We start from the raw sequence: 13,296 nt of genomic DNA on the forward strand, positions 1-13,296 counted from the left end.
TGCAGCTCTCTGCATGTATGAAGTTATCAAGGCAGGCGGCTTCACCAACGGTGGTCTCAACTTCGATGCAAAGGCAAGAAGAGGCTCCTACACCCGTGAGGATATCTTCCACAGCTACATTGCAGGTATGGATACATTCGCACTTGGTTACAAGATCGCTCTCAAGCTTATTGAGGACGGCAGAATTGACAAGTTCGTTGAAGATCGTTACGCTTCCTGGAAGACAGGCATCGGCGCAGACATCATCAGCGGCAAGGCAACAATGGCTGACCTTGAAAAGTACGCTCTTGAAAAGGGCGAAGTTACCGCTTCTCTTACCAGCGGCAGACAGGAAATGCTTGAGTCTATCCTCAACAACATTATGTTCAGCCTCTAATTCAAAGATCACATTTATTTTCTGCCCCTGTTTTACAGGGGCAGTGCTGTAAACGGAGTGTTTTCAGTAATCAGTATATGAGGTTCGGGAATGAAAGGACACGTCCCTCCGCAGAGCTGGCGGCGCAGATAAGGCTTGCAGCTCCCAAAACTGTTATTGACCTTGGCTGCGGCCCCGGAAACAGTACGGAAAATCTTCTTAACCGTTTCCACGAGGCGGATATCCTTGGCGTTGACAGTTCAGAGGATATGCTTGAAAGCGCAAGGGAAAAGTATAAGGGTACATCGCTTCATTTTGAGCAGATGAACATATCGCCCGATATGACTGTCGATAAGCGATATGATGTTGTTTTCTTCAACGCCTGCCTGCAATGGATACCCAACCATAAAAGGCTGATACCTAAGGTATTTGATATGGTAAACGACGGGGGAGTTATGGCAATTCAGCTGCCTCTTTCCCACAGGCTTGTTATCTATGATATAGTAAGGAAGCTTGAAAACAATGAAAAGTGGAAAGGCAGCTTTGAGGGTGTTGAGAAGATAAAAACTCTTGAGCCTGAGGTGTATTTTGATATGCTTTCCAATCTTACCGATGATTTCAATGTATGGGAAACGGTATATTATCACAGAATGAAAACATATGATGATATCATAGAATGGTATAAGGGAACGGGTCTGAGACCTTATTTCAGAGTGCTTTCCGAGGATAAGCAGGCAGAATTCTGCGAAGATATCCTCAGCAGGCTCAGAGAAGAGCTTCCCATGCAGAAAAACGGAGAGGTCATCTACAAATTCCCCAGACTTTTCTTTACAGCATATAAGTACGGAGAATAATGAATGGATATCGGCAAAATCATTGACATAATTGTTGGATTTTTCAGTGAATATATTATCCCCAATGCAGGAAAGATAGCGGCTGCTGTTCTTATAGTCATGGCGGCGCTGTTCCTGTTAAGGCTCATTTTGCCTGCACTGTGGGAGAATTTTCTGCTGTTTATCGTAAAAAAGTCCGACGAGCACAATAATCGAAAGGAATGAAAAAAATGAGATATGTAATAGGAGTTGACCTTGGAACAAGCGGAACAAAGACTGTTCTTTTTGATGAAAAGGGCACTGTTATCGCTTCAATGACAATAGAATATCCCATGTATCAGCCCAAGAACGGCTATGCGGAGCAGGATCCTGCTGACTGGTACAATGCGGCTGTAAATACCATAAAGGGTGTTATCGCAAAGAGCGGCGTTTCCAAGGAGGATATCGTGGGCGTTGGTCTTTCGGGACAGATGCACGGCCTTGTAATGCTGGACGAAAACAACGAGGTCATCAGAAAGTCCATTATCTGGTGCGACCAGAGAACTGCCGCTGAAGTTGAGGAAATGAACGAAAAGGTTGGCAGAGAAAAGCTCATTGAGATAACTGCCAATCCTGCTCTCACAGGCTGGACTGCCGCAAAGATCCTCTGGGTAAAGAACAATGAGCCTGAGAACTATGCAAAGTGCCGCCATATCCTTCTCCCAAAGGATTACATAAGGTTTATGCTTACAGGCGAGTATGCTACCGAGGTCTCCGACGCATCGGGAATGCAGCTTCTTGACGTTCCCAACCGCTGCTGGAGCAAGGAGATCTGCGACAAGCTGGGTATTGATATGTCCATGCTGGCAAAGGTTTACGAGTCCTGCGAGGTAACGGGAACTATCACCGAAAAGGCAGCGGAGCTTACGGGACTTAAAGCTGGAACTATTGTTGCAGGCGGCGCAGGAGACAATGCTGCTGCGGCTGTTGGAACAGGCGTTGTTACCGACGGCAGAGCGTTCACAACTATCGGCACAAGCGGAGTTGTTTTTGCTCATACATCAAAGGTCTCCATCGACCCCAAGGGCAGAGTTCACACCTGCTGTGCAGCAGTTCCAGGTGCATGGCACATCATGGGAGTTACACAGGGCGCAGGACTTTCTCTGAAATGGTTCAGAGACAACTTCTGCAATGCGGAAAAGGAGACCGCAAAGTACATGGGCGTGGACGAGTACTACCTCATGGACAAGGAAGCAGAGACAGTACCTATCGGTGCAAACAGACTTCTTTATCTTCCCTACCTCATGGGTGAGCGCACCCCTCACCTTGACCCCGATGCAAGAGGAATGTTCTTCGGACTTTCCGCAATGCACACCAAAAAGGATATGCTCAGAGCAGTTATGGAGGGTGTTGCATATTCTCTCCGTGACTGCATGGAGATATGCCGTGAAATGAATATCAACGTTTCCGATATGATGGCGTGCGGAGGCGGCGGAAGCTCACCTCTGTGGAGACAGATGCTTGCTGACCTTTACGGCTGCCCCGTAAAGACATCTGCATCTAAGGAAGGCCCTGCACTGGGCGTTGCTATCCTTGCCATGGTAGCGGCAGGCATTTACGCATCCGTTCCCGAGGCTTGCGAGCAGATCTGCGGCGTTGATAAGGTACAGGAGCCTGTGGCAGACCATGTTCCTCAGTATGAAAAGTTCTACAGACTTTACACCGAGATATATCCTGCTGTAAAGGACAAAATGGCTGCTCTTGCTAAATTATAATCAAACGCATCACAAGCGGTCCGAGGATAATTCTTCGGGCCGCTTTTTTAATGATAATTTTGTGATAATATTAAAAAAGGTATGTACATCTAAGAAAAAATATGATATAATATGTTTATCTGCCCGATGCGGAAATACGGAAGGGAGCAACCGATTATACATATGGACGATTTGAGCGAGCTGCTTATTGATTCTAAAAGCGATGAAAAATTCAATCGGCTTTTCAGAAATCTTATAAAAAAGAATAAATATATCATTGAAAAACGTGGTTCAAGCGATTATTATATCATAAATGACGGAAAAAATTCTCTGGGGTTCGACATTTCCTTGGAAAAGTACGATTACATAAAAAACAAGAATCTTGCCGCCTGCGACACGCTTATGGAGCGAATAAAGCGGGAGTTTTACATACTTGAACGGCTTATTTCCTTTACAAACGGTCAGGAATTTTTAAGATATACCGTTATGCGCCGTGAAGAGATAGGCAAGGGAATGGTGTATGACAATTTTATGGGCAATCTCAGGCGTGTCATATGCTACACTGGCGACAATGTAAGTGCAAGAATACTGGACGAAAGCTATATGAAAAAGTGGGACGTTCCCAAGGAAGTGCTTTTCTCCGTTGCCGACAGGAATATGTGCCGAATGCTTGCCAAGGCGGAATACACCGAAAAAAAGATAAGCTGCGGCATTGACATAAACTGCCTTGATTTTAAGGCAGAGGGCAATGATTTTACGGTGGCTCTGATGATGTGCTCCGATTTCAGAGAATTCATCTCGTCCAAGATAGGCTCACGTTTTCTGGCGGCAGCTCCCTCAAAAAATACGCTTCTGGTGCTGTCTGAGGTCACAAACGACGTGCTTGAACGGCTGGGAACGGCGATAGTCAGCGAGTACCGCTGGGCTTCTCACCCGCTTACTACGGACATTTTCCATTTCAGCTCCACAGGGATAGACATTGCAGGCCATTTTTCGGAAATAGACGCATAACACAGAAAGGACAATTTTATTATGAGAAAGATGAAGCAGGATTCCAAGAAAAATGTTATACGTGTTATAATGTTCATTATGTCGATCGTTATGATACTTAGCTTTGTTATACTTCCGCTGGCTATGGACGTTGCTGCCGAGGAAGATAACACCGCCGTTACCGTTACGGAATTTGATACAGGTGCTCTTTCCGCTGCCATTGAAAAAGCAAAGGACGGCACTGACCTTAACCTCATAAAGAAGATATCCGTTTCGGGCGGAACCCTTAACTCTGCCGATTACGGCGCTCTCTGCGGATATCCCAATACCGAGATAATCGAGCTTGCTGGCTGTGAGACGGAGGACGGCGTTATCCCCGAGAATGCTCTTCAGTCCAGAAACCAGCTCCAGTACATAAGTCTGCCCAAGAATACCGTTACTATCGGAGCAAGGGCATTTTCAGGCAACAGAGTTCTGCTCAAGATATCCATTCCCTCAACTCTCAGAAATATAGGCGATTATGCTTTTGAGGGCTGCGAAAAGGTGGAGAACTTTGTTATCCCTGCCGAGGTCGAGACCATCGGCACAGGCGCTTTTTCTGACTGCAAGGCTCTTTCCGGATTTGCCGTCCCCGAGGCTGTTACCGAGATACCCGACTACTGCTTCTCAAAATGCAGCTTTACTGAGCTTCATCTTGGCCCTCAGGTCACACATATCGGCGACGGAGCATTTTCCGACTGCCACAGCCTTGCGGATATCTATTACTATGGCAAGACCGCTTTCACCGCCAATGAAAGCGCCTTCCAGAATCTTAAAGTAACTATCCATACCTATGACGGCGGAGAGGGCTTTGACGCTCTTTCAAGCAATTTTGTGACTGTTGCATATGATCTCAGCGAGGACAGCAAGTATATTGCTCCCAAGTCTGCCGACGCTGACCCTGTTTACGAGACTGAGGCTCAGACCGAGGAAGCTGCAGATGAAACAGAAGCATCTTCCGAAGAGACTGTATCAGATACATCGGCAGAGACCAATGCTGAAAGTGATACAGCGTCTGAAACTGAAAGCGATTCAGCGGTTTCCGAAGCAGCTCCCGCAGCTGCACAGTCTTCCCAGGGCTTCAGCACTGTGTCAGTTATCGTTATAGCAGTTCTCTGCGCAGCGCTTGCGGTTACTATCACTCTGCTTATCGTAAACAACAAGAAGAAAAAATAACTGTTATTTACGGGTAGTCGGTTATTATCCGAATATTCCGTCAATAATCAAAATAAACAGCAGCTCAGACGGGCTGCTGTACTTATAGTAAGCTGTGAAAGGAAGTATGAAAATGACTGACAGACCCGCAGAAAGAAATGACAAGATAAAAGCGCTTATCGAGAGCGTTGAAAAGGTAATAGTCGGCAAAAGAAAGTCCATAGAGCTTGTTATTGCCGCAATGCTCACAGGCGGACATATTCTTATAGAGGACGTTCCCGGAGTGGGAAAGACCCGTCTGGTTTCAGCCATTGCACGTTCCTGCGGCGGCGCTTTCGGAAGAATACAGCTGACACCTGATGTAATGCCCTCAGATATCACAGGCTTTACTATGATAAACACCGTAACTCATGAAAGCGAGTTCAGAAAGGGTGCCGCATTCTGCAACTTCCTGCTGGCAGACGAGATAAACCGTGCATCTCCCAAGTCTCAGTCGGCGCTCCTTGAAGTAATGGAGGAGGGTCAGGTCAGCATTGACGGAAACACATATCCGCTTCCAAAGCCCTTTATGGTGCTTGCTACACAGAACCCTGTCGAGACCTACGGAACCTATCATCTTCCCGAAGCTCAGATGGACAGATTTCTCATGCGCATAAGCATGGGGTATCCCAGCCCAAAGGAAGAGCTGGAGATACTTGACAGGAATGAGAACAGCATATCATCTTCCGAGCTTACTCCCGTTATTTCCTGCGATGATATCTGCGCATTGTGCGATAAGGTGAAGCTTATCAGATGCAGTGAGAATATCAAGCAGTACATCATTGATATAGTAAATGCCACCAGAAATGCCGATTACATCAGTCTGGGTGTCAGCCCCAGAGGAAGCATTGCTTTGTATAAGACCGCAAAGGCATATGCCATGATATCGGGCAGAGCGTATGTTATCCCCGATGATATAAAGTTCCTTGCGCCTTATATCCTTGCTCACAGAATAATCCTTACCCCTAAGGGAAAGGCTGCCTGCGGAAGCTCCGAGGGAGCAGTTGCCAAGATACTTGAGACTGTAAACGTACCTGTGGAATAATATGAAAATAAAGGTTTTACTTAACGGTATTATAAATTACGCCGCTGCGGTGGCGCTGGCAGTAGTGTTTGCACTGTATATGAGCGGACGTGTGGGCTGGTTCATAACTATTGCGTTCATCTGCGCCCCAATTATATCGGTGCTGCTTACAAAGCTTTGCATGACAAGGTTAAGCATAGAGTGTGATAATAATTTTCATGCGCTGTGCAAAGGGGAGAGCTGTCAGTTCGAGATAAGGGTCATAAATGACTTTTTCCTGCCCTCTCCGCCTGTGATGATAGATGCGTCCGATTCACCCCGTGCGGTTTGCGGCAAAAAGGGCTGTTCCGTATCCGTATTGCCTTATTCTGCCGAAAGCGTTTCCTTTGATTTTACAGCAAGGATATGCGGCCCTGCGGATATCGGAGTAAAGAAGATATGGGTCACAGATTTTTTCGGGCTGTTCAGCTTTCCGCTTAAAAATGCGGATATGTCAAAGCTGTCTGTATCAGTGCCGGTTATCACTGATATTGCCGATGTTCAGGCAGATGATAACGTGATAAAGAGCGCACTTATAGCTTCTATGCTTGCCGATGACAGCGAGGAAACTACGGAAGCTTCCATGAACACTTTCGGCGGCTTTCCGGGCTTTGAGAACAGAGAGTATGTTCCCGGCGACCCTCTTAAAAGAGTGAACTGGAAGCAGTCTGCCAAAATGGGCAAATTGCTTGTCCGTCTTGATGATGAGACTGCCTGCTCCGCTATATCGGTGGTGCTTGACAGCACATTCGTTTCGGACAAAATATTCCCGCCTGCATTCCTTGGCGAGGAGATGTTTGCAGGCTGTACCGCTGAGGACGTTGTTCCTATGATAGCACAGTCGGCGGTGGAGACCTCTCTCGGAACAGTCCGCACCCTTATGGAAAGCGGCTGTGCAGTAAGCTTTGTGATGATGACAACTGACGGCTGGATATCATATCCTGCCAATGATGACAATGACCTTTCCATGCTCAGAACTGAGCTTGCTTCCTATAAATTTGAAAGCGCATACGGAAAGTCACGCTTTCCATATGACGAGCTTGCGCAGAAGTCCTGCTCGGTGGCTATACTCTGCACGCCGTACCTTGACAAGGCACTTTCTGACACCACAGACCTCAGCGGAACTTCCGATGGCAAGGGCGGACTGACCATCGTTATGTCTGCCGCAGCTGTGGCTCCCGATGTTACAGTCAAAGGAAAGGAGGCGGCTGTGAATGGATAAGAAAAGATCAGATTTCTTTCAGAACAGCCTGACCGCTGTTCTTCCTCTGATTCTTTCGGTGGTGCTTAGCTCTGCGCTTTATTCGGTTTACAGCATAAATCTGTTTTCCGTATGGACGCTGGGTATAATACTTGTCACTGCGGTGATGTTCCTGTTCTGTCGGTTCATCGACAAGCACCATTTCATCGGCGGAGCGATATTTGTAGTGGTGCTGATGTTTGCACTGTACTGGTTTATGGTGCTGATTGCAGGCAATGACTACGGTCAGACCTTCCAGCAGTGGTTCCTGACAGGTGCCGACAAGGTGCAGACAAAGACAAGTTATCTTCTGGCGCTGATGGTAAGCTTCGTGCCCTTCTTTGCGGTGACGGTTTACTATTTTTCCATGATACTTTACCGAATGTCATTCCTCACGCTTATCAGCCTGATACCTTGTGCGGTCTATGTAAAGGTACTTTCCGATATCGACAACGTGTATGTTGCCCTCATTGCCCTGCTTAATGTGGCGATACTGATGAGCAGCGTGCGGCAGAAGCGTGAAAACGGCAGAATGGTGGTGGGCAAGGGTGCATCGATGATGTCGGCGGCGGTATTTACCTTTGTGCTGCTGATAATCTCCGCAGCCATACCCAAGGAAGAAAATGCACGGTATTATGACAGATTTGAAGAGCTGTTCATGGATACCTCCAACAATAACAGGCTCTTTTCCGATTATACCTATTTCAGCGAGTTTTCCGGCGGCGCAGATTCGTTCAGAGGCTTCTCCAACCGACGTATGTACACGGTTTACGGCCCTCAGGACCCATATTTCAAGCGCCAGACCTTTGATTACTATGATTTTGAGAATGACCGCTGGTATGCGGACGACAGTTATTCCGAGCCGTATTATACTGATTATGAGTGGACGGCTCAGGCGGGAAAGCTTTCCCTTGCTCAGCTTCAGAAAGCCATAAAGGCGGCTGACGGCTACGAAAGCGGATTTTCGGCAAAGTACGGTATGTCAGGGCTGTCCGACTATGAGCAGATAACGGACGACTATATTTCAGTCACTATTCAGCCTGAAAATTTCGGTGCTGTGTATTATATTGCTCCTGTAAGAGCAGTTTCAGTAACTCCCGTGGGGCAGTCCGAGCAGATATATGTAACAAGAAGCGGTGTTTTCAGGAACCGTGAGCAGCCCCATGCGGCGGGTATGCCATATACCGTTACATTTTACGATGAATATTACACCCGATACAGATGGTTTGCTCTGGGCGGTGCGGATATTGATGATGAAAAGTGCGGCGAGATGCTGAACGAGCTTTACACCGTGCTTATGCAGAACCGTGACGATCTGGCTGACACTGCGGAAGCATTTTTGCAGGTATATAATGACGCAATGGACTATAAGTCTATCTACCGGGAAAATGACCTGCTTATACCCGACAGAGTGCGTGAGCTTGCTCAGCAGATAACCGCAGGACTGACATATGACTGGGAAAAGGCATCTGCTTTGCAGAATTATTTCATTCAGAATAACTATGCCTATGACCTGAACTATGTGGCGCCCGATCCAAGCGTTGAGTATTTCCTCTTTGACAGCAAGCGTGGAAGCTGTTCGGACTATGCGGCGGCATTTGTGCTGATGGCACGTTCTGTGGGACTTACAGCCAGGTATGCGGAGGGCTATTCGCCCGATGTTACCTCCCGTGACAGCGTTTTTGCCATAAGCGACAGCTGTTCACACGCATATCCCGAGGTGTATATCCAGAACATGGGCTGGGCGGTGTTTGAGCCTACCGTGCCCTCAGGCTATAACGAATTGGAGAGCGATACTGCGCAGGGCGGCGTAAACTTCAAGGTGGATTATAACCTTGTTTTCGTACTTTGCGTGATAGCTGCCATTGTGTTTATAATTGCTCTGATAGTGATTATCTGCGCTCCCGCCATATCCGAAAAGCTGTTTATGAGCAGGCTGGAAAAGGCATCGGCAGGTGACAGCGCCGTTATGGTATATATGCGTCTCAGCTGCAGGATATGCGCAAAGCTTATTCCCGAGCATGAGTCACTTACACCTTATGAATTTGCGGAGGCACTTGAAAAGCTCACAGGCTGCGACATCAGCAAGGCTGTGTTCATACTTGAAAAATGCTCCTACGGCGGCTCTCAGGCAGATGACAGCGACAAACAGACTGTAACTGCGGCATACAGCGAAGCTTTTGCGGCAGTAAAGGAATACAAGAAAAATGAAAGGAAGATGCTCCATGAGAAAAGATTTCTTCGCAATAGGACGTAAGCACTGTGCAGTTATCACAGGCGCAAGCTCAGGCATAGGTGCGGAATTTGCACGCATACTCAGCAAAAGAGGGACTTTTGTTATCCTCTCAGGCAGGAATGAAGATGCCCTCAACAAGCTGAGAGATGAGATTGGCAAGGACAGATGCACTGTTATTCCCGCTGACCTTACCAGCACCAAAAACTGCATTGACCTTTATGCAAAGACCAAAAAGTATGACCCCGATATCCTTATAAACAATGCAGGCTTCGGAGTTTTCGGTGACTTTACCGAAACATCTCTCAGCAAGGAGCTGGAGATGATAGACGTAAATATCAAGGCGATGCACACACTTTTCAAGCTCTATACCAAGGATTTTGTGAAGAAGGACAGGGGATATATCCTGAATGTAGGTTCTTCAGCAGGACTGCTTCCAGGGCCTCATATGAGTGCATATTATTCCTCCAAGAGCTATGTTATCCGCCAGACCCAGGCTGTGTATGAAGAGCTTCGCAGGAAAAAGAGCCATGTTCACGTTTCAGTCCTCTGCCCCGGACCTGTACAGACCGAGTTCAATAAGCGTGCAGGCATTGAAAACATTATTTCCAAGGGAATAACTCCCAGGAAGTGCGCTGTGTATGCTTTGAAAAAAATGAGGGAAAATAAGCTTATGATACTTCCCACACTGCCCGTCAAGCTTCTTGACATAGCAGTAAGGCTTGCACCTGCCGAGATCCTGGCATTCGGCGCAGGTATCTTTATGATGGGAAAGAAAAAGATATAACGGAGAATAGCTATGTATGATGTGATAATTATCGGTGCGGGGCCTGCGGGACTTACGGCTGCCGCTTACAGCGCAAGGTCGATGCTCAAAACGCTTGTTATCGAGAGATACCCCTTGACGGGCGGGCAGATGCTTCTCACCGATGTTATCGCAAATTTTCCCGCATATGTCCCCTCCTATGGCTCAGAGATAGCAAAAAATCTCAAAGCTCAGGCGGAAGAAGCGGGTGCCGAGTTTATAACTGCGGAGGTCACACGCATAGCTGACGGCAAGCCAAAAGCTGTACTTGCAGGCGGAAAGGAATACCAGGCAAAGACCCTGATAATCGCCTGCGGAGCTGAGCATAAAAAGCTTGGAGTACAGGGCGAAGATAAATTCGCAGGCAGGGGAGTTTCCTACTGTGCTGTGTGTGACGGCGGATTTTTCAGAGAAAAGGATATTGCAGTTATCGGCGGAGGGGATACGGCTCTCAAGGACGCATTGTATCTTTCTGCCATATGCCGAAAGGTGTATCTTATCCACCGCAGGGACAGTTTCAGAGGCAGTGCGGACAAGCTCAGCAAATGCGAACAGACGGACAATATTGAAATTATCCGCAGTGCTGTATGCCGTGAGATATGCGGTGAAAGCAGTGTTACGGGCATTATCATCGAGCAGAACGGTGAGCGCCGCAGGACAGAGTGCAGCGGAGTTTTTGCGGCTGTGGGCATGGCGCCCTCGACCAAACTTATAAATGATATCGTGAAGCTTGACGAAAAGGGCTGCATTGAAGCGGAGGAGGACTGTGTTACCTCGGCAGAGGGCATTTTTGCGGCAGGAGATATCCGCACAAAGCCCCTCAGGCAGATAGTTACTGCCTGCTCCGACGGAGCAAATGCGGCAAGCTCGGCAAAAAACTATATATTATCCGAATAAGTGAATAAGCACAAAAAAATAACGGACCCCGCAAGGAGATCCGTTATTTTTTTATTAAGTATGTTGATTATTCAGCAGCAGGAGCTGAAACGGGACATACGTCTGCGCAGGAACCGCAGTCAATGCAGGTATCAGCGTCGATAACGTACTGACCGTCACCCTCAGAGATTGCTGAAACGGGACATTCTGCTGCGCAAGCGCCGCAGCTGATGCAAGCGTCGGAAATTTTGTAAGCCATAGTAAGTACCTCCTAATTTTTTGCGAAACGGATATGTATAGAGCCATTTCACCTTATACATATATTTTATCATATAATCTAAAAAAAGCAAGAGGTAATTGTTAATTTTTTTATTTCCAAAAAAAATTTCCCCAAACACTTGAAATTTGGTTTCAAATCAGTTACAATATATATGTCGCATTATGCGTAAGTATGCAGTGGAGGAATTTCGTGATGTTACATAGCACTTATGGGTTTGGTAATAATCACAGCGCTCAGGTCGGAAGATCCGAGTGCAGCGGGATTTCTGCACTCTTTTTTAACTGTGGCAGGGTATAGCCTTAACGGCACCGCCGCAGTTTTTTGTTTGTATCGCCAAATTGCGAAAGGATGGATTGGTTTTGAAAAAGGTTGCTGTTATCATGGGCTCGGACAGTGATTTTCCTGTTGTTAAGGATTGCATCGCTGAGCTGAAGAAATACGGCGTTCCCGTTGAGGCAAAGGTAATGTCTGCCCACCGCACTCCGGGACTTGCTTCCGAGTTTGCTTCAAAGGCAAAGGCAGAGGGCTTCGGCGTTATAATCTGCGCTGCGGGCATGGCTGCTCATCTTGCAGGTGTTATTGCAGGTCATACAACACTGCCTGTTATCGGTATTCCCATCAGGTCATCTTTCGAGGGACTTGATGCACTTCTGGCTACCGTTCAGATGCCTTCGGGTATCCCTGTTGCAACTGTAGCGGTAAACGGAGCAAAAAATGCGGCTGTTCTTGCTGTTCAGATGCTGGCACTTTCCGACGAGGAGCTTTCCGCTAAGCTGGAAAAGTCCAAGAAGGATATGATCGACGGCGTTATCGCAAAGAACGAAAAGCTTCAGAAAATGGTTGACGAGCTTTGATATTACATATCAGGGCTTGCACATATAAATCAAAAATCTTTACGGCACGAAAGACCGTTTGAAAATTAGGAGGATAAATACCATGGAAAACATTGTAAAAACCGAGCAGCTCTATGAGGGCAAGGCAAAGAAAGTATTCGCTACCAACAACCCCGATTACGTTATCGTTGACTACAAGGATGACGCTACCGCTTTCAACGGCGAAAAGAAGGGCACTATCAGAGGCAAGGGCGTTGTTAACAACAAGATGACCAACTATATGTTCGGCCTGCTTGAAAAGGAAGGCATTCCTACTCACCTTGTTAAGGAGATCAACGACCGTGAGACCATCGTTAAGAAGGTTGAGATCGTTCCTCTGGAAGTTATCGTAAGAAACGTTGCAGCAGGCAGTTTCTCCAAGAAGCTCGGCATTGCTGAGGGTACTCCTCTCAAGCAGCCTACTCTCGAATTCAGCTACAAGAACGATGATCTGGGCGATCCTTTCATCAACAGCTACTATGCACTGGGTCTTGGTCTTGCTACTCAGGAAGAGATCGACACTATCTCCAAGTATGCTTTTGCTGTAAACAGCTTTATGCTCAAGTTCTTCAAGGAGCACAACATCGACCTTATCGACTTCAAGATCGAGTTCGGCAGATACCATGGTCAGGTCATTCTCGCTGATGAGATCTCTCCCGACACTTGCCGCTTCTGGGACAGCACAACCCACGAGAAGCTTGACAAGGACCGTTTCCGCAGAGATATGGGCGGCGTAGAAGAAGCTTATCAGGAAATGATGAAGCGTATTTTCGGAGAATAATC

13 protein-coding genes and 1 pseudogene are annotated in these 13,296 nt (G+C 47.2%); 13 read left to right on the forward strand and 1 reads right to left on the reverse strand.

Translation table 11 applies throughout. The annotated features are described in order from the left end of the window. The 11 genes and pseudogenes from OCV68_RS09945 to OCV68_RS09995 form a co-directional block, all read left to right on the forward strand. Positions 1-376, forward strand: a pseudogene (locus tag OCV68_RS09945) (xylose isomerase); the annotation flags it as partial. Positions 377-453: 77 nt separating this feature from the next. Beyond that, the gene (locus tag OCV68_RS09950) at positions 454-1,209 is read left to right on the forward strand and encodes a methyltransferase domain-containing protein (protein WP_262572335.1); all 756 of its coding nucleotides are present in this window, start codon (positions 454-456) and stop codon (positions 1,207-1,209) included. Positions 1,210-1,212: 3 nt separating this feature from the next. Beyond that, on the forward strand, positions 1,213-1,413 hold the full coding sequence (locus tag OCV68_RS09955) for a hypothetical protein (RefSeq protein ID WP_147621633.1): 201 nt from the start codon (positions 1,213-1,215) through the stop codon (positions 1,411-1,413). A gap of 5 nt (positions 1,414-1,418) precedes the next feature. Beyond that, positions 1,419-2,942 (forward strand): xylulokinase, encoded by a 1,524-nt coding sequence (gene xylB, locus OCV68_RS09960; protein ID WP_262572338.1) that lies wholly within the window; start codon positions 1,419-1,421, stop codon positions 2,940-2,942. Positions 2,943-3,104: 162 nt separating this feature from the next. Then, positions 3,105-3,932: a hypothetical protein gene (locus OCV68_RS09965; protein ID WP_022474517.1), complete on the forward strand. Its 828-nt coding sequence runs from the start codon at positions 3,105-3,107 to the stop codon at positions 3,930-3,932. Between the two features lie 21 nt (positions 3,933-3,953). Then, positions 3,954-5,126, forward strand: coding sequence for a leucine-rich repeat domain-containing protein (locus OCV68_RS09970; protein WP_262572341.1), 1,173 nt, complete (start codon positions 3,954-3,956; stop codon positions 5,124-5,126). Positions 5,127-5,238: 112 nt separating this feature from the next. Further along, complete coding sequence (locus tag OCV68_RS09975) at positions 5,239-6,189, forward strand: AAA family ATPase (RefSeq protein WP_262572343.1); 951 nt, start codon at positions 5,239-5,241, stop codon at positions 6,187-6,189. A gap of 1 nt (position 6,190) precedes the next feature. Next, positions 6,191-7,429, forward strand: coding sequence for a DUF58 domain-containing protein (locus tag OCV68_RS09980; RefSeq protein WP_262572346.1), 1,239 nt, complete (start codon positions 6,191-6,193; stop codon positions 7,427-7,429). Further along, a complete protein-coding gene (locus tag OCV68_RS09985; protein WP_262572348.1) occupies positions 7,422-9,704 on the forward strand; it encodes a transglutaminase-like domain-containing protein in 2,283 nt (760 codons plus the stop codon). Before OCV68_RS09980 ends, OCV68_RS09985 begins: the two co-directional genes overlap by 8 nt. After that, positions 9,673-10,467, forward strand: a complete 795-nt coding sequence (locus tag OCV68_RS09990; RefSeq protein WP_022474522.1) for an SDR family NAD(P)-dependent oxidoreductase — start codon at positions 9,673-9,675, stop codon at positions 10,465-10,467. Before OCV68_RS09985 ends, OCV68_RS09990 begins: the two co-directional genes overlap by 32 nt. 12 nt (positions 10,468-10,479) lie before the next feature. Then, on the forward strand, positions 10,480-11,382 hold the full coding sequence (locus OCV68_RS09995; protein WP_262572351.1) for an NAD(P)/FAD-dependent oxidoreductase: 903 nt from the start codon (positions 10,480-10,482) through the stop codon (positions 11,380-11,382). Positions 11,383-11,449: 67 nt separating this feature from the next. On the opposite strand, the gene OCV68_RS10000 is transcribed toward OCV68_RS09995, so the two are convergent. Further along, positions 11,450-11,620, reverse strand: a complete 171-nt coding sequence (locus tag OCV68_RS10000) for a DUF362 domain-containing protein (protein WP_262572353.1) — start codon at positions 11,618-11,620, stop codon at positions 11,450-11,452. Between the two features lie 380 nt (positions 11,621-12,000). Between OCV68_RS10000 and purE the strand changes: the two genes are divergently transcribed. Then, positions 12,001-12,495 carry a 5-(carboxyamino)imidazole ribonucleotide mutase gene (gene purE, locus OCV68_RS10005; RefSeq protein ID WP_022474525.1) on the forward strand — a complete coding sequence of 165 codons (495 nt, stop codon included), beginning with the start codon at positions 12,001-12,003 and terminating at the stop codon, positions 12,493-12,495. A gap of 82 nt (positions 12,496-12,577) precedes the next feature. Next, positions 12,578-13,294 carry a phosphoribosylaminoimidazolesuccinocarboxamide synthase gene (gene purC, locus OCV68_RS10010; protein WP_317259211.1) on the forward strand — a complete coding sequence of 239 codons (717 nt, stop codon included), beginning with the start codon at positions 12,578-12,580 and terminating at the stop codon, positions 13,292-13,294. The last annotated feature ends 2 nt before the right edge of the window (positions 13,295-13,296 follow it).

Source organism: Huintestinicola butyrica (genome assembly GCF_025567215.1).
In the GTDB taxonomy this organism is placed as follows: Bacteria; Bacillota; Clostridia; order Oscillospirales; family Ruminococcaceae; genus Huintestinicola; species Huintestinicola butyrica.

What these genes read in the sequence shown, in the direction of transcription:
- OCV68_RS09990 (WP_022474522.1), top strand. Translation starts at nt 9,673, where the DNA reads ATGAGAAAAGATTTCTTCGCAATAGGACGTAAGCACTGTGCAGTTATC.
- OCV68_RS09950 (WP_262572335.1), top strand. Translation starts at nt 454, where the DNA reads ATGAGGTTCGGGAATGAAAGGACACGTCCCTCCGCAGAGCTGGCGGCG.
- OCV68_RS09955 (WP_147621633.1), top strand. Translation starts at nt 1,213, where the DNA reads ATGGATATCGGCAAAATCATTGACATAATTGTTGGATTTTTCAGTGAA.
- purC (WP_317259211.1), top strand. Translation starts at nt 12,578, where the DNA reads ATGGAAAACATTGTAAAAACCGAGCAGCTCTATGAGGGCAAGGCAAAG.
- OCV68_RS10000 (WP_262572353.1), bottom strand. Translation starts at nt 11,620, where the DNA reads ATGGCTTACAAAATTTCCGACGCTTGCATCAGCTGCGGCGCTTGCGCA.
- OCV68_RS09970 (WP_262572341.1), top strand. Translation starts at nt 3,954, where the DNA reads ATGAGAAAGATGAAGCAGGATTCCAAGAAAAATGTTATACGTGTTATA.
- OCV68_RS09980 (WP_262572346.1), top strand. Translation starts at nt 6,191, where the DNA reads ATGAAAATAAAGGTTTTACTTAACGGTATTATAAATTACGCCGCTGCG.
- OCV68_RS09975 (WP_262572343.1), top strand. Translation starts at nt 5,239, where the DNA reads ATGACTGACAGACCCGCAGAAAGAAATGACAAGATAAAAGCGCTTATC.
- xylB (WP_262572338.1), top strand. Translation starts at nt 1,419, where the DNA reads ATGAGATATGTAATAGGAGTTGACCTTGGAACAAGCGGAACAAAGACT.
- OCV68_RS09985 (WP_262572348.1), top strand. Translation starts at nt 7,422, where the DNA reads ATGGATAAGAAAAGATCAGATTTCTTTCAGAACAGCCTGACCGCTGTT.
- OCV68_RS09995 (WP_262572351.1), top strand. Translation starts at nt 10,480, where the DNA reads ATGTATGATGTGATAATTATCGGTGCGGGGCCTGCGGGACTTACGGCT.
- OCV68_RS09965 (WP_022474517.1), top strand. Translation starts at nt 3,105, where the DNA reads ATGGACGATTTGAGCGAGCTGCTTATTGATTCTAAAAGCGATGAAAAA.